The organism is Prescottella defluvii, assembly GCF_000738775.1.
In the GTDB taxonomy this organism is placed as follows: Bacteria; Actinomycetota; Actinomycetes; order Mycobacteriales; family Mycobacteriaceae; genus Prescottella; species Prescottella defluvii.
The window spans coordinates 33,695-49,076 of record NZ_JPOC01000017.1 but is presented as its reverse complement, the minus strand read 5'-3'; the positions used below and the strand labels follow the sequence as shown (position 1 = coordinate 49,076).

14 protein-coding genes are annotated in these 15,382 nt (G+C 68.8%); 4 read left to right on the top strand and 10 right to left on the bottom strand.

Annotated elements, in window-relative coordinates; translation table 11 throughout:
- Window positions 1–62 precede the first annotated feature (62 nt).
- Window positions 63–296: a preprotein translocase subunit SecG gene (secG, locus tag IJ15_RS0106350; RefSeq protein WP_031937507.1), complete on the top strand. Its 234-nt coding sequence runs from the start codon at window positions 63–65 to the stop codon at window positions 294–296.
- Between the two features lie 174 nt (window positions 297–470).
- A complete protein-coding gene (gene ppc, locus IJ15_RS0106345; RefSeq protein WP_031937506.1) occupies window positions 471–3,266 on the top strand; it encodes a phosphoenolpyruvate carboxylase in 2,796 nt (931 codons plus the stop codon).
- A 118-nt stretch (window positions 3,267–3,384) separates the two neighbouring features.
- Here the strand turns inward: ppc and IJ15_RS0106340 are convergent, their stop codons facing one another.
- The 9 genes from IJ15_RS0106340 to tkt all read right to left on the bottom strand — a co-directional run bounded on the left by IJ15_RS0106340 (window position 3,385) and on the right by tkt (window position 12,767).
- Entirely contained in the window at window positions 3,385–4,137 is a 753-nt protein-coding gene (locus IJ15_RS0106340; protein WP_031937505.1) for an AIM24 family protein, read from the bottom strand.
- Complete coding sequence (locus IJ15_RS0106335) at window positions 4,134–4,814, bottom strand: AIM24 family protein (RefSeq protein ID WP_031937504.1); 681 nt, start codon at window positions 4,812–4,814, stop codon at window positions 4,134–4,136. The genes IJ15_RS0106340 and IJ15_RS0106335 overlap by 4 nt, the downstream gene beginning before the upstream one ends.
- A gap of 29 nt (window positions 4,815–4,843) precedes the next feature.
- Window positions 4,844–5,464, bottom strand: a complete 621-nt coding sequence (locus IJ15_RS0106330; protein WP_031937503.1) for an AIM24 family protein — start codon at window positions 5,462–5,464, stop codon at window positions 4,844–4,846.
- Between the two features lie 120 nt (window positions 5,465–5,584).
- Complete coding sequence (locus IJ15_RS0106325) at window positions 5,585–6,040, bottom strand: DUF6389 family protein (protein WP_031937502.1); 456 nt, start codon at window positions 6,038–6,040, stop codon at window positions 5,585–5,587.
- Window positions 6,041–6,334: 294 nt separating this feature from the next.
- The gene (gene pgl, locus IJ15_RS0106320) at window positions 6,335–7,084 is read right to left on the bottom strand and encodes a 6-phosphogluconolactonase (RefSeq protein ID WP_031937501.1); all 750 of its coding nucleotides are present in this window, start codon (window positions 7,082–7,084) and stop codon (window positions 6,335–6,337) included.
- Window positions 7,077–7,985 (bottom strand): glucose-6-phosphate dehydrogenase assembly protein OpcA, encoded by a 909-nt coding sequence (gene opcA, locus IJ15_RS0106315; protein ID WP_197059764.1) that lies wholly within the window; start codon window positions 7,983–7,985, stop codon window positions 7,077–7,079. The genes pgl and opcA overlap by 8 nt, the downstream gene beginning before the upstream one ends.
- Window positions 7,982–9,523 carry a glucose-6-phosphate dehydrogenase gene (gene zwf, locus IJ15_RS0106310; protein ID WP_031937499.1) on the bottom strand — a complete coding sequence of 514 codons (1,542 nt, stop codon included), beginning with the start codon at window positions 9,521–9,523 and terminating at the stop codon, window positions 7,982–7,984. The genes opcA and zwf overlap by 4 nt, the downstream gene beginning before the upstream one ends.
- Before the next feature lie 4 nt (window positions 9,524–9,527).
- Window positions 9,528–10,658, bottom strand: a complete 1,131-nt coding sequence (gene tal / locus IJ15_RS0106305) for a transaldolase (RefSeq protein ID WP_031937498.1) — start codon at window positions 10,656–10,658, stop codon at window positions 9,528–9,530.
- Between the two features lie 6 nt (window positions 10,659–10,664).
- Window positions 10,665–12,767 (bottom strand): transketolase, encoded by a 2,103-nt coding sequence (tkt, locus tag IJ15_RS0106300; RefSeq protein WP_031937497.1) that lies wholly within the window; start codon window positions 12,765–12,767, stop codon window positions 10,665–10,667.
- 205 nt (window positions 12,768–12,972) lie between these two features.
- Between tkt and IJ15_RS0106295 the strand changes: the two genes are divergently transcribed.
- Window positions 12,973–13,962: a heme o synthase gene (locus IJ15_RS0106295; RefSeq protein WP_031937496.1), complete on the top strand. Its 990-nt coding sequence runs from the start codon at window positions 12,973–12,975 to the stop codon at window positions 13,960–13,962.
- 60 nt (window positions 13,963–14,022) lie between these two features.
- Here IJ15_RS0106295 and IJ15_RS0106290 read toward each other — a convergent pair whose 3' ends face one another.
- Entirely contained in the window at window positions 14,023–14,988 is a 966-nt protein-coding gene (locus IJ15_RS0106290) for a quinone oxidoreductase family protein (protein ID WP_031937495.1), read from the bottom strand.
- Between the two features lie 23 nt (window positions 14,989–15,011).
- Between IJ15_RS0106290 and IJ15_RS0106285 the strand changes: the two genes are divergently transcribed.
- Window positions 15,012–15,365, top strand: a complete 354-nt coding sequence (locus tag IJ15_RS0106285) for a hypothetical protein (protein ID WP_031937494.1) — start codon at window positions 15,012–15,014, stop codon at window positions 15,363–15,365.
- The last annotated feature ends 17 nt before the right edge of the window (window positions 15,366–15,382 follow it).

Here is a 15,382-nt window from a genome sequence, read left to right as displayed (position 1 = left end):
ACAGGTAAGCTGGGCGCGCTAGTGGCCGAAATCGTCGTGCGTGAAGGGCAGCTAATACCGAAATGGCATTGTTCCTCGACATCTTGCTGGTGATCACCAGCCTGCTGCTGATCCTGCTCATCCTGCTGCACCGCGCCAAGGGCGGCGGCCTGTCCAGCCTCTTCGGTGGCGGTGTCCAGTCCAGCCTCGCCGGCTCGAGCGTCGTCGAGAAGAACCTCGACCGCCTGACGGTGTTCACCGCGGCGATCTGGCTGATCGCGATCGTCGGCATCGGGCTCGAGATCAAGTTCGGCTGACGACGGCCGGGTACAACGCCTCCACGTCCATCCCCGATGCTGCCGCGGCGTTGATCCACACACCCGACACGCCTCGGGTCATCGTCCGGCTCACGCCGTCGAAGGTGATCTGGAAGGGCTGACGCCCACCCCCGTTGTCGTGCGGGTGACCGGTCGTCGGCCGATAATCGGGTGATGACCGGGATCCCAGATTCGTCGGCAGCTCGTTCCTCTGCGCAGTCCGCCTCGCGGGCGGCCACCGAACCTCTCCGCGAGGACATCCGCCTGCTCGGCGGCATCCTGGGCGAGATCGTTCGGGAACAGGCCGGCGACGACATCTTCACGCTGGTCGAGCGGGCGAGGGTGGAGTCCTTCCGGGTCCGGCGTTCGGAGATCGACCGTGCGGACCTCGCCGAGATGTTCGGGCGGATCGACACCGCAGACGCCATACCGGTGATCCGCGCCTTCAGTCATTTCGCGTTGCTCGCGAATGTCGCCGAGGACATCCACCGCGAGCGACGTCGTGCGATCCACACGCGGGCAGGCGAACCCCCACAGGACAGCAGCCTGGCGGCCACCTACGCGAAACTCGATGCGGCGACCATCGATCCGGTGACGGCACGTGCCGCGTTGGTCGGTGCCCTGGTGGCGCCGGTGATCACCGCGCACCCCACCGAGACTCGTCGACGGACGATCTTCGAGACCCAGAATCGCATCATGGAACTGATGCGGATGCGGGAGTTGGTGTCGGGGGACCCGAGCGAGTCGGCCGCGATCGAGAGCCGTCTGCGACGCCAGATCCTCACGCTGTGGCAGACCGCGCTGATCCGTCTGTCCCGCTTGCGGATCCAGGACGAGATCGAGGTGGGCCTGCGCTACTACGACGCCTCGCTGTTCGAGGTGGTCCCGCAGATCAACGCGGATCTCCGTCAGGGGCTGCGGGCGAGGTGGCCCGGCTCGGCCGTGCTCGCGGAGCCGATGCTGCGGCCGGGGTCGTGGATCGGCGGCGATCGGGACGGAAATCCTTTCGTCACTGCCGAAGTCGTCGCTCGGGCCACGCACCGTGCCGCCGAGACCGCGCTCGAACACCACCTCGGGGAGCTCGAGGTGCTCGAACGGGAACTGTCGATGTCGGCTCGGCTGGTCACCGTGACCGCCGAACTGGACCGACTCGCGGATGAATCCGGTGACGAGTCGGCGTTCCGTGCCGACGAGCCGTATCGGCGTGCAGTCCGCGGTCTGCGGGCGCGGCTGAGTGCCACGGCGGCGAGGATTCTCGGGCATCCGGCCGTGCACGCGGTCGCCGGCGACCGGCCGGACTACCGTGGCCCCGCCGAACTGCTGGCCGACCTCGAGGCCATCGACGTGTCCCTGCGCTCGCACGGCGACGACACCATCGCGGACGACCGGCTGGCGCGACTGCGGAACTCGGTGGAGGTCTTCGGCTTCCACCTGTGCGGGCTGGACATGCGGCAGAACTCGGAGGTCCACGAGACGGTGGTCGCGGAGCTGCTGGCGTGGTCGGGGGTGCACCCGGACTACCGATCGCTGCCCGAGGACGAGCGGGTCGCGCTACTGTCCCGGGAACTCGCGACCCGACGGCCGCTGTCGGGGCCGAACGCCGAGTTCAGCGAGCTGACGACGAAGGAACTGGGCATCCTGCGGGCCGCCGCCGACGCCGTCGAACGCATCGGCCCGGAAGCGGTCCCGAACTTCGTCATCAGCATGTGCGACTCGGTGAGCGACATGCTCGAAGCCGCGATCCTGCTCGCCGAGGTGGGGTTGTTCGACCCGGACGGCGCCGGCGGGCCGTCGTGCTCGGTGGGGATCGTGCCGCTGTTCGAGACGATCGAGGATCTGCGGCACGGTGCCGACACGCTCGCCGCGACGCTGGCCGTGCCGCTCTATCGGGCGCTGGTGGCCAATCGCGGTGACAGCCAGGAGGTGATGCTCGGCTACTCCGACTCCAACAAGGACGGTGGCTACCTCGCCGCGAACTGGGCGCTGTACCGGGCCGAACTCGAGTTGGTGCAGGCCGCGCGGAAGACGGGAATCCGGTTGCGGCTCTTCCACGGTCGCGGCGGCACGGTGGGCCGCGGTGGTGGCCCCAGCTACGACGCGATCCTCGCGCAGCCGCCGGGCGCGGTGCAGGGGTCGCTGCGGATCACCGAACAGGGCGAGGTGATCGCAGCGAAGTACGCCGAGCCACGGCTCGCGCGCCGCAATCTCGAGGCACTGGTCGCGGCCACCCTCGAGTCGACCCTGCTCGACGTCGAGGGGCTCGGCGCCGATGCGGTGCCCGCCTACGAGATCCTCGACGAACTGGCCGAACTCGCACGGGTGGCCTATGCGGACCTGGTGCACGACACCCCGGGATTCGTCGAGTACTTCAAGGCGTCGACGCCGGTCGCCGAGATCGGCGCCCTCAACATCGGCAGCCGTCCGGCGTCCCGCAAGCCGACGCAGTCGATCTCCGATCTTCGGGCGATCCCGTGGGTCCTGTCGTGGAGTCAGTCGCGGGTGATGCTGCCCGGCTGGTACGGCACCGGAACGGCGTTCGAGCAGTGGGTGGGCGGTGACCCGGACCGGCTCGCGACGCTGACCGGCCTGTACGAGCGGTGGCCGTTCTTCCGGACGGTGCTGTCGAACATGGCGCAGGTGATGTCCAAGTCCGACATGGGCCTGGCGGCGCGGTACGCGGAGCTGGTGCCCGAGGAGGCATTGCGTGAGGAGGTGTTCGGCAAGATCGTTGCCGAACACGAGCGCACGATTGCCATGTACCGGGCCATCACCGGCCACGAGAACCTGTTGTGGGACAACCCGGCCCTCGACCGGTCCGTGCACAACCGGTTCCCGTACCTCGAGCCGCTCAACCACCTGCAGGTGGAGTTGCTGCGCCGCTACCGCAGCGGCGACGACTCCGACGCCGTCCGGCGCGGCATCCAGCTGACGATGAACGGACTGGCGACGGCGCTGCGGAACAGCGGCTGACGGTCGGAGGGCCCACACCCGTCGACGCCGCTTCCGAATCGACCCGCCGCCCCCGCGATCGCGTCCGCGGGAGGTCGATTCGGGCGCGGCACCGTCCTGGCGTCGATCACCGAAGTCGTCAGCCCTGGCCTCCCAGCTGGCTGCTGATCTCACGGTTGATCTGCTGCAGTCCCGGCGAGGAGACCCCGGGCAGCATGCCGAGGATGTTGCGAACCAGCGACTGATCGTTGATGACTTTCTCGCTGGACTGCACCAACACGGTGCCGGCTCCGGTGAAGTCGTATTGTCGTTCCTCGCCCGACTGCACGCCGATGCGGCGCGCGGCGGCCTGTACGAACCCGGTCACCCACGCCTGGTCGAAGTGGTGGCTCGGCGACGGGCAGTCCGCCCACCCGACGAGTGCCTCCGGGTCCACCCGCACCGGTGGTTCGACGAACATGACCGGCCCGTTCGATGAGGCGAGGAACTTGCCGGTGCCGATCAGCGTCACGAAGCCCGGAACGATCGATTGGTTGAGCGCCAGGGCGGGTTCGAACGCCAGGAGGTTCGCTGCCCGGATGGTCAGGTTGCCGTCATCGAGGTCGTAGGAGTTGATGTCGTAGCCGCGGTCGCCGAGGATCAGCTTGCCCTGTCCGTCGGCGACGACGAAGTCTTGCAGGTGCAGGGGAGCGGAGAACTGCTGGGCGACCATCTGCAGCATGTGACCCTGCAAACCGTGCTGGAGCGAGGTGAACGTCATCTGCCCGTAGTAGGCGATCATCGCGCCCTTGGACATGAACCACGGGTGCTGCAGATCCACCGTGAACGTGTAGTGGTTGTTCGGAATGTTGTCGTTGCCGGGCAGCGTCGCCGGATTCCAGATCGTGCTCACAGCTTCTCCTCTGATGCCTGGACGAGCACCACACCGTGACCGGTGCACTCGAGTTGCATGCTTTCGCCGCCGCTGCGGGCGACGTTCCGCCAGCTCATCCCGGATTTCAATGTCGTTGTCACCGACCCGAGGGCTGCGACGTAGGCCTGCGGATCAACCATCACCGGCCGATCGGGGGTGACCTGTAGTTCCAGAAACCCGCCGTGGCCGAGGACCACCGCGAAACCGTGTCCGGCGAGCTGTGTGGTCGACATGCCTTGCCCGGTGGCCATTCCGGCGGCAGCGCCACGCAACGCCCCCCGCAATCCGCCACCACTGGACGGGGCGGCCGCGGAGACGACCGAGACCTGCAACCCGCTCGTGTAGGCCAGCAGGCGGGAGGCTTCGACTCGCAGGTGCCCCGCGGCCGAGACGTCGACGACGTGGGTTTCGATTCCGCGGAACCCGTAGTGCACGGCACCGGTTCCCTGCGCGAGCATCGTCGCCTCGTGCTCGCCCTGCAGCATCCGGCCGGCCATGGCCCCGAGCCCACCACCTCCGCTCCCGAGACCTGGGACCTGGTGCGGGGTGAACTGCACCTGCCCGGTGTAGAACAGCATCGCGCCGCGGCGCGCCACCACGGGCCCTGTCCGGCCCAGATCCACGGTGACAACCTTGTCGTTGACCTTTGTGAACATCCGTTGCTCCCTGTGTCCGCTGTAGCTGATCAGCGTTCGGCCGGCTGGATCGACACCACGCCGGTGCCGTCCCACTTCAGCGAGAACGCCTCGCCGTTGCCCTGACCCACCGCCGTCCGCCAGGACGCATCGGTGACGAACGACTGGGTGAGCTGACCGCGAGCGCACACGAACGCATCAGGGTCGACAACCAGTGGGTGCTGCGGGGCCACCTCGAGGTGGACGAGAGGACCACCGTGGGAGATCAACGCGACCTGGCCGGTGCCGGTGACAGTGGTGGTGAACAAGCCCTGGCCGCCCACCGCGCCGCGCAGGCCCGTGAACGCCACGGCGGTGCGTAGGTTCCCGGTCAGGGCCAGTAGCTGTTCGGATTCGACCTGCAAGGTCTCGCCCGTCATTTCGATGATGGTGACATCTGCGGCGTCGTGCGCGAGATAGATGGTCCCGGTGCCGGTGCACTCCATCAGCGACAAACCCTCGCCGGAGGTGCGTTGTTTCAGCGCCGCAAGCACGCCGTCGCCGCCACCGAATCCGGCGGACTTGAATGTGATCTTGCCGTCGTAGGCGATCATTGATCCGCTCAGTGCGCGGACACTGTCGCCGGTCAGGTGTGCCTCGAGGATCCTCTTGGATCGCTGCACCAACTGCATGTTCGTCTCCCCATACGTCCGACCGGCAGGGATCGGCCGGCGAAATCTCGGATCAAAGTGAATCACGAGGGCCTGGAGGTGAACTCGACCGCATCGGGATGAGCCCGAGCGGTGCGGTCCCTACCCGGTCGTCGCCGCGAACAGCAGCGGGGTGATGGTTCCGTAGCTGTCGTGGCCCTCGACGTGCCAGGGCACGGTCGACCGACCCTCACCGACCCGGGACCACAACTGGGCGATCCAGGCCGCGGCGGCGTCGACCACCGCGTCCTGGACGCAGAAAGGGGCGCTGCGCGACCACTGCGGAACGTCCGGGTCGAGCCCGTCCTCGGTGTACACGACGCCGAAGAGATGGCGGTGGGCGTCGATCGTCTTGTTCAGCGCGAAGTGGTCGGGTCCTTCGAGGCGAACCAGGACGTCGAAGGTGCCCTCGCCGTCCTGGTCGGGGAAGACGTCGATGCACAGTTCGGTCGTCTCCGCCGGAAGGGCGTCGAGGATCGCGGTGAGCTCGGCAGCGGCCGCGTCGGTGTGATCGTTCAGCACGGCAGCCAGCGTCGTCAGGTACTCATCGCGGTCCACCACCGCAGACTACCGCCGGGATCGGCTGGGCGACTGAGGGAACCGATCGGCGCCCAGCCACGTCCTACTGATCGAACGGAAGCAATGACGGAGCGTCAGGAAGGGAGCCGACCGATGGAGCGATACCCGAGGGATGCGACGTATCGACGTCTCGGAGCACGCGGTGCGAGCGGGCCGCGCAGCGGGGGACTGTTGGCGACCGGGTGTCGGCCACGGCCCATCGTGGCCGACGCCGGTGAACCTCCGCGGCCGGTCCGGCCGGTCGAGGACCAACCGGACTGACCGCGGCCGGTGTCAGGAGCGGGACAGTCCGCTCGCGGCGGTCTCGTCGAGCAGCCACACGGTCTTCTCGATCCCGCGTGCACCCGCGGCCGGGATCTCGTCGGCGGAAGCGCCACCGACAGCGGCGGCGACCGCCTCGGCCTTCGCCTCGCCCGAGGTGATCAGCCACACCTCGCGGGCCGACTGCAGTGCCGGCAGCGTGAGCGTGACCCGCACCGCGGGCGGCTTGGGGGAGTCGGTGACCGCGACGACCAACTTCTCGTTCTCCCGGACCGCATCGGTGTGGGGGAACAGTGAATTGACGTGCCCCTCACCGCCCATGCCCAGGAGGTGGACGTCGAACAGGGGGCCGGTGCGATCGGAGCCGAACGCGTCGAGCACCTCGGCGTAGGCCGCGGCCGCGGTGACCGGGTCACTGCCGTACGCACCGTCGGACGCGGCCATCACGTGGACGCGTGCCGGGTCCACCGGAACATGGTCCAGCAGCGCCTGGTGCGCCTGCACCTCGTTGCGTTCGGGATCGCCCGCCGGCAGGAAACGCTCGTCGCCGAAGAACACGTCCAGCGCCGACCAGTCGATCGCCCCCGGGTTCTCCCGGACATGTTCGAGCAGCGCGATGCCGGTGCCGCCGCCGGTGAGCACCACCGATGCGGACCCGCGGGCCTGCTGCGCCGCAACGACGGCGTCGACGAAGCGTTCCGCGGCCGCACGCACCAGGGCGTCGGTGTCCGCGTAGCGGTGAATCTCGTTCAGGTCAGACATATTCCACCTTCGACAGTCCGGTCAGGGCAGCCTCGTAGATTTCGTCCGGATCGAGCCGCCGCAGTTCCTCGGCCAGGCAGTCCCGGGTTTCGCGCCGGGCCAGCGCCACCAGGGCGTCGGGCTGACCGGTCCGGCTCAGGGTCGCCGTGGTCTCGACCTGCGGGCGGCTGATCGAGATGGTGTCGTTCGCGAGCTTCAACTCCACGAACAGCTCGCCGGTCTGCCGGCGGACCGGACCGTCGATCCGATCGGCCAGCCAGCCCGCCAGTACGTCCAGAGCAGGCTCGGTGGCCAGGCCCGACACCGTCGCCGAGACGATCGGCTCGTGCGGCGGCTGGTCGAGCGCGGACGTCAACAGCGCCCGCCAGTACGTGACCCGGCTCCACGCCAGGTCGGTGTCCCCGGCGGTGTACGACCCGAGCCGACTCTTGATGGTCGACGTGGGGTCCTCGGCACCGGTGGCGTCGGTGATTCGACGGATCGCCAAGCGGCCCACCGGATCCAGCGCCGGCACGGTGGGGGCGTCCTCGGGCCACCACGCGACGACGGGGGTGTCGGGCAGCAGGAACGGGACGACGACACTGGCCTCGTGGTCGGCGAGTTCGCCGTACACCCGCAGCACCACGACCTCGGATGCGCCGGCGTCGCCGCCGACCCGGATCTCTGCGTCGAGATGCGTCTCTTCCGAACGGGATCCGCGCGCCACCACGATGACACGACAGGGATGCTCCCGGCTGGCCTCGTTCGCGGCGTCGATTACGTACTCGGAGTTCTTGCTGTCCCGGGTGCATACGACCAGCGTCAGGACCCGCCCCAACGTGACCGCGCCGCCCGACTCGCGGAGCTCGACGAGCTTCTTGTTGATCGCACCGGTGGTGGTGCCCGGCAGCTCGATGATCACGGCCTTCTCCATTCGCGACCGGTGCGGCGCATCATTTCCTGTGCCGACGGCGGACCCCACGTGCCGGCCTCGTAGGTCTCGGGCTTGCCGTTCGCCGCCCAGTGTTCGAGGACGGGATCGAGGATCTTCCACGACAGCTCGACCTCGGCGTTGACGGGGAACAGGGACGGCTCGCCCAGCAGGACGTCGAGGATCAGACGCTCGTAGGCCTCCGGGGAGGACTCGGTGAACGCCTGCCCGTAGCTGAAGTCCATGTTGACGTCCCGGACCTCCATGCTCGATCCGGGCACCTTGGAGCCGAATCGCATGGTGACGCCCTCGTCGGGTTGCACCCGGATCACCAACGCGTTCTGGCCGAGGTCCTCGGTCATGGTCGCGTCGAAGGGCAGATGCGGGGCGCGTTTGAACACGACGGCGATCTCGGTGACCCTGCGGCCCAATCGTTTTCCGGTTCGGAGGTAGAACGGGACCCCGGCCCAGCGGCGGGTGTCCACCTCGAGGGTGATCGCCGCGTAGGTCTCGGTGGTGGAGTCCTGCGCGAAGCCGTCCTCCTCGAGGAGCCCGACGACCTTGCGTCCGCCCTGCCAGCCGCCCGCGTACTGACCGCGGGCGGTGGTCTCGTCGAGGGGCTCGGCGAGCCGGGTCGCCGACAGCACCTTGATCTTCTCGGCCTGCAACTCGGACGGCTCGAAGCTGATCGGCTCCTCCATCGCGGTGAAGGCCAGCAGCTGCAGCAGATGATTCTGGATGACGTCCCGCGCGGCGCCGATCCCGTCGTAGTACCCGGCCCGACCCCCGAGCCCGATGTCCTCGGCCATGGTGATCTGAACGTGGTCGACGTAGTGCGCGTTCCAGATCGGGTCGAACAGCTGGTTCGCGAAACGCAGCGCCAGGATGTTCTGGACCGTCTCCTTGCCCAGATAGTGGTCGATGCGGAACACCATGTCCTCCGGGAACACGTTGTTCACCACCGCATTGAGCTCCTGCGCGCTCTCGAGGTCGTGACCGAACGGCTTCTCGATGACGACCCGGCGCCACTGCCCGTCGGCGGACTTGGCGAGACCGGACTGCGACAGCTGCTCGCACACCGTCGGGAACTGCGCGGGCGGAATCGACAGGTAGAACGCATGATTGCCGCGGGTGCCGCGCTCACGGTCCAGCGTGTCGAGAGTGTTGGAGAGGTCCGCGAAGGCGTCCGCGTCGTCGAAGCTGCCCTGCACGAAGCGAATGCCCTTCGCGAGCTGCTCCCAGACGTCCTCACTGAACGGTGTGCGGGCATGCTCGCGCACCGCGTCGTGCACGACCTGTGCGAAATCCTGGTCCGCCCAGTCACGCCGGGCGAACCCGACCAGAGCGAACCCGGGCGGTAGGAGGCCTCTGTTGGCGAGGTCGTACACCGCGGGCATCAGCTTCTTGCGAGCCAAATCGCCGGTGACACCGAAGATCACCAGGCCGCAGGGGCCGGCGATGCGAGGCAGTCGCCGGTCCCTGCTGTCCCGAAGTGGGTTGATCCAACCGTCCGCCGCGGGTCCGCTCACGGGGTCAGCCCTCTCGAGCAGCGGAGAGCTGCTCCGAGATGGCGTCGAGCAGCTCGTTCCACGAGACCTCGAACTTGTCCACGCCCTCGGTCTCGAGCTTGTCGAACACCGCGGGAATGTCGATGCCGACGGCGGCGAGCTGGTCGAAGACGGCCTGCGACGCCGCGGCGGTACCCGAGATGGTGTCGCCGGAGACGACGCCGTGATCGGCGACCGCTTCCATCGTCTTCTCCGGCATCGTGTTGACGGTGTTCGGGGCGACGAGGTCGGTCACGTAAAGCGTGTCCGGGTAGTCGGGGTTCTTCACGCCGGTCGACGCCCACAGCGGACGCTGCGCGCGGGCGCCGGCGGCCGCCAGCGCCGCCCAACGCGACCCACCCTCGAAGACCTGCTGGTACGACGCGTACGCGAGGCGGGCGTTGGCCAGTCCGGCCTTGCCGCGCAGCGCGAGGGCCGCCTCCGAACCGATCTTGTCGAGCTGCCCGTCGATCTCGCTGTCCACGCGCGAGACGAAGAACGACGCCACCGAGTGGATCTTCGACAGGTCGTGCCCGGCGGCCTGCGCGGCCTCGAGGCCCGCGAGGTACGCGTCGATGACGGCCTCGTAGCGCTCGACCGAGAAGATCAGTGTGACGTTGACGCTGATGCCCTCCGCGATCACACGGGTGATCGCGGGCAGACCCGCCTTGGTGGCCGGGATCTTGATGAGCAGGTTCTCGCGGTCGACGAGCTTCCACAGCTCGATCGCCTGCGCGACCGTGGCATCGGTCTCGTGGGCCAGACGCGGATCGACCTCGATCGACACACGGCCGTCGACGCCGTCCGACGCCGCGGCCTGCGGGGCCAGGACCTCGCACGCGTCGCGCACGTCGTCGGTGGTGAGCGCGCGGACGGTCTCGTCGACGCCGGCACCACGCGCCGCCAGCTCGTGCAGCTGGGCGTGGTACTCGGGGCCCTTCAGCGCGGCCTGGAAGATCGACGGATTGGTGGTGACGCCGACGACGCTGCGGGTGGCGATCAGCTCCGCGAGGTTGCCGGACTCGAGCCGCGTGCGCGACAGATCGTCGAGCCACACGGACACTCCCGCCGCGGCGAGGGCGGCGAGGTTGGCGTTCTGGGTTGCGGTGTCAGTCATGGTGAATCATCCCTTCACACGTGCAGCGACGCGGCGAGCCGCGTCGGTGACGGCCTCGGCGGTGAAGCCGAACTCGCGGAACAGCGTCTTGTGGTCGGCGGAGGCGCCGTAGTGCTCGATCGACACGGCCTCGCCGTCGCTGCCGAGGATCTTGTACCACGGCATCGCGATGCCGGCCTCGACGGAGACGCGGGCGCGGACCGCGGGCGGCAGGATCTCGTCGCGGTATGCCTGGTCCTGCTGCTCGAACCAGTCGAGGCAGGGGACCGACACGACGCGGGTGGCGATGCCGTCCGCCTCGAGCGCCTCGCGGGCGGCGACCGCCAGCTGCAGCTCCGAACCGGTGCCCAGCAGGATCACCTCGGGGGTGCCGGTCGACGCCTCGGCCAGGATGTACGCGCCGAACTTGACGCCCTTGGCAGCTTTTTCGCGGGTGCCCTCGAGGACCGGGATGTCCTGACGGGTCAGCGCCAGGGCGGTGGGGCCGGTCTTGTGCTCGAGCGCGGCCTTCCACGCCTGGGCGGTCTCGTTGGCGTCACCCGGACGGATGACGGACATGTTCGGGATCGCGCGCAGCGACGCGAGGTGCTCGATCGGCTGGTGCGTCGGGCCGTCCTCACCGAGACCGATGGAGTCGTGCGTCCACACGTACAGCGCCGGCGTCTGCATCAGCGCGGCCAGACGGACCGCCGGACGCATGTAGTCGCTGAACACCAGGAACGTGCCACCGTAGGCGCGGGTCGGCCCGTGCAGGTCGATGCCGTTGATGATCGAGCCCATCGCGTGCTCGCGGATGCCGAAGTGCAGCGTGCGGCCGTACGGCTGCGCGTTCCAGTCCTTAGTCGAGATCGACGTCGGGCCGAACGAGTCCGAACCGTCGATCGTCGTGTTGTTGCTGCCCGCGAGGTCGGCCGAGCCGCCCCACAGCTCCGGCAGGATCGGCCCCAGCGCGTTCAGCGTCTTGCCCGACGCCTTGCGGGTCGCGACGCCCTTCGCGTCCGCATCCCACGTCGGCAGGTGATCGGTCCAGCCCTCCGGGAACTCGCCCGCGTGCAGGCGGTCGAACAGCGCCTTGCGCTCCGGCTCACGAGCGGCCCACGCGTCGAAGTCGGCCTGCCACTCGGCGTGCGCCGCGGCACCGCGGTCGGCGACCTGGCGGGCGTGCTCGAAGGCGGCGGGGTCGACGTCGAAGCTCTTCTCCGGATCGAAGCCGAGCGCGCGCTTGACGCCCGCGACCTCTTCGGCGCCGAGCGCGGCGCCGTGCACGTCGCCGGTGTTCATCATCGTCGGGGCCGGGTAGCCGATGATCGTGCGCATCACGATGATCGACGGCTTGTCGGTGACCGCCTTGGCGGCCTCGACGGCGTCGAGGATCGCGGAGACGTTCTCGCCGCCCTCGACCCGCTGGACGTGCCAGCCGTAGGCCTCGTAGCGCTTCGCGACGTCCTCACCGAACGCGATCGCGGTGTCGTGCTCGATGGAGATCTCGTTGTCGTCGTAGAAGACGATGAGGTTGCCCAGCTGCTGGACGCCCGCGATGGACGACGCCTCGGAGGTGACACCCTCCTGCAGGTCGCCGTCGGACGCGATCACGTAGACGTAGTGGTCGAACGGGCTGGCGCCGGCCGCGGTGTCCGGATCGAACAGGCCACGCTCGCGGCGGGCGGCCATCGCCATGCCGACCGACGACGCCAGGCCCTGACCCAGCGGACCGGTGGTCATCTCGACGCCGGCCGTGTGACCGAACTCGGGGTGGCCCGGGGTGAGCGAGCCCCACGTGCGCAGCGCCTCGAGGTCGGACAGTTCCAGGCCGTATCCCGACAGGTACAGCTGCACGTACAGCGTCAGGCTGCTGTGCCCGCACGAGAGCACGAAGCGGTCGCGTCCGACCCACTCCGGATTCTTCGGGTTGTGGCGCAGCACCCGCTGGAACAGCGTGTACGCCAGCGGCGCGAGGCTCATCGCGGTGCCCGGGTGGCCGTTGCCGACCTTCTGGACCGCGTCCGCCGCGAGGACTCGTGCGGTGTCGACGGCCTTGGTGTCCAGGTCGGTCCAGTCGCTGGGGTGGACCGGTTGCGTGAGGACGCGGATCTCGTCTGTGATCGACACGGGCAGATGTCTCCTGACATGGTTGTACGTGGAGCCGGAAGGAATCCGGAGGGTGCAGTGGGCATCGCCGGACCTCGAGTGCGCCTCCAGCCTAGTTGTGCCTCCCCGTTCGGGTCGATTCGGTTCGCACGTTGGCGGCGTCTACCATCGTTTGTAGTAGTGCAGTAGCAAACGAGGATGTAGTCGCGTGGGGCAAGGAGATAGCGTGCGTACAGGGCAACGGCCGAGCGGACATGGCTTCGGCAGCCCCGCCGCCGCATCCGAATCGAAGGCTGCGCGGGAGAACGCCACCCGGTGGGGGCGAATCTCGGCGACGATTCTGGCGTATATCGCGCTGACGAAGCCGCGGGTGATCGAGCTGCTGCTCGTCGCGACGATTCCGGCGATGCTCCTCGCGGACCGCGGTCACATCGACCTCGTCCTCATCATCAGCACGCTGTTCGGTGGCTGGATGGGTGCGGCCAGCGCCAACTCGCTCAACTGTGTCGTCGACGCCGACATCGACAAGGTGATGAAGCGGACCGCCCTGCGACCGCTGGCTCGCCAGGCCGTCCCGACACGGAACGCGTTCGTGTTCGGCATGACGCTCGGTGTCGCGTCGTTCCTGTGGCTGTGGTGGCGCGCGAACCTGCTCGCCGGTTTCCTGGTGGTCCTCACCATCGCCTTCTACGTGCTCGTCTACACGATGGTGCTCAAGCGTCGTACCTGGCAGAACGTGATCTGGGGTGGTGCCGCCGGTTGCATGCCGGTCATGGTCGGCTGGGCCGCGGTCACCGGATCGCTGAGCTGGGAACCCCTCGTGCTGTTCCTGATCATCTTCTTCTGGACGCCGCCGCACACCTGGGCGCTCGGAATGCGCTACAAGGAGGACTACAAGGCGGCCGGCGTCCCGATGCTCCCGGTCATCGCCTCCGAGGAGCACGTCACCAAGCAGATCGTGATCTACACGTGGGCCACCGTCCTCGCGTCGCTGGCACTGGTGCCGGCGGCCGGCTGGATCTACGCGGTCGTCACCCTGCTGGCCGGCGCCTGGTTCCTGCTCGTCGCCCACCAGCTGTACCGGAGCGTGCGCGGCGGCACCCCCATCAAGCCGCTGAAGCTGTTCCTGCAGTCCAACAACTACCTCGCGGTGGTGTGCTGCGGTCTGGCCGTGGACTCGGTGCTCGGCTGGAACACGATCGCCAGCTACTTCTGATCGCACACCGAGGCAGGGCCCGCTCTCCGGAGCGGGCCCTGCTCTCGTGTGCACGGTCGACTACGGCGTCAGCACGATCGACCCGGTGGTCCTGCGGCCCTCGAGGTCACCGTGCGCCCGCGCAGCGTCCGCGAGCGGGTAGCTGCCGCCGACGCGCAGCGTCAGCGTCCCGGCGGCGATCGCGTCCAGCACCGCGCCCGCGCGCCACGTCAACTCCTCCCGGGTCCGCACGTAGTGCGCGAGCGTGGGGCGAGTGACGTAGAGCGATCCCGACGAGTTCAGGCGCTGCAGGTCGAACGGTGGGACGGGTCCACTCGCCGCCCCGAACAGCACCAGGGTGCCGCGGATCCGCAGCGACGCGAGACTCGCATCGAACGTGTCCTTGCCTACGCCGTCGTACACCGCGGCGACGCCCTCGCCGCCGGTGACCTCACGAACCTGCTCCGCGAGCCCGGTGCCGTACCGCAGCACCCGCCACGCGCCCGCCTCACGCGACAGGGCCTCCTTCTCGTCGCTGGAGACCGTCGTGATCACCTTGACGTCCTTCGCGGCCGCCATCTGCGTCAGCAGCAGACCCACGCCACCCGCGCCGGCGTGCACGAGGACGGTGTCCCCGGCCTGCGCGGGATACGCCGACTCGATCAGGTAGTGCGCGGTCATGCCCTGAAGCAGCGCCGACGCCGCCGACTCGGGAGCCACACCGTCCGGGACCTTCACCGCGACCGTGGCGGGCACGGCGACCTTCTCGGCGTAACTGCCGGGCGCCGCCGCCCACGCGACCCGATCACCCACCGCGAAGTCCGTCACACCGGATCCGACCTCGAGCACCACGCCGGACCCCTCGTCGCCCGGCACGTACGGGACGTCGCGGGCATAGGTTCCGGTGCGGAAATAGGTGTCGATGAAGTTGATGCCGATCGCGTCGGTGGCCACCAGCAGGTCACCGGCACCGACCGTGGGATCTGGCACCTCCGTGGGGACGAGAACCTCCGGGCCGCCGAACTGGGACACCACGATTGCGCGCATGACCCGCACAGTAGTCTGACCCCATGAGCACCGACACCCAGAGCACCGCTGCGGCCCCGGTCCTGCCCTCGGGCACTGTCGCCGCCATCCGGAAGTTCCTCTCCGAGCACGGCGGAACCGCCAGTGCCGTCATCCAGCCCGTCGGCCGGGCCGGCGTCCGCATCACCCTCGTCGGCGCCGACGGCATCCTCGGCGACCAGGTGGTCGACACGGTCGCGATCGCCAACGCGATCGTCGCCTCGTTCGACGAGATCACCGTCTCGGAGTGGGACCGCGCCCTCACCAGCGTCGTGACCCCGCGTCCGGGGCACTGGGCGAAGATGGCCGGCTGGGTGGCGCAGCAGACGCGGTTCCCGAAGGCGCGCAACGAACGCTGAAACACCCGAAAGGCCGG

Coding starts and splice junctions, on each gene's coding strand:
- secG (WP_031937507.1), top strand. CDS start 63: ATGGCATTGTTCCTCGACATCTTGCTGGTGATCACCAGCCTGCTGCTG.
- tal (WP_031937498.1), bottom strand. CDS start 10,658: ATGACTGACACCGCAACCCAGAACGCCAACCTCGCCGCCCTCGCCGCG.
- IJ15_RS0106330 (WP_031937503.1), bottom strand. CDS start 5,464: ATGCAGTTGGTGCAGCGATCCAAGAGGATCCTCGAGGCACACCTGACC.
- ppc (WP_031937506.1), top strand. CDS start 471: ATGACCGGGATCCCAGATTCGTCGGCAGCTCGTTCCTCTGCGCAGTCC.
- IJ15_RS0106335 (WP_031937504.1), bottom strand. CDS start 4,814: ATGTTCACAAAGGTCAACGACAAGGTTGTCACCGTGGATCTGGGCCGG.
- IJ15_RS0106290 (WP_031937495.1), bottom strand. CDS start 14,988: ATGCGCGCAATCGTGGTGTCCCAGTTCGGCGGCCCGGAGGTTCTCGTC.
- IJ15_RS0106285 (WP_031937494.1), top strand. CDS start 15,012: ATGAGCACCGACACCCAGAGCACCGCTGCGGCCCCGGTCCTGCCCTCG.
- pgl (WP_031937501.1), bottom strand. CDS start 7,084: ATGTCTGACCTGAACGAGATTCACCGCTACGCGGACACCGACGCCCTG.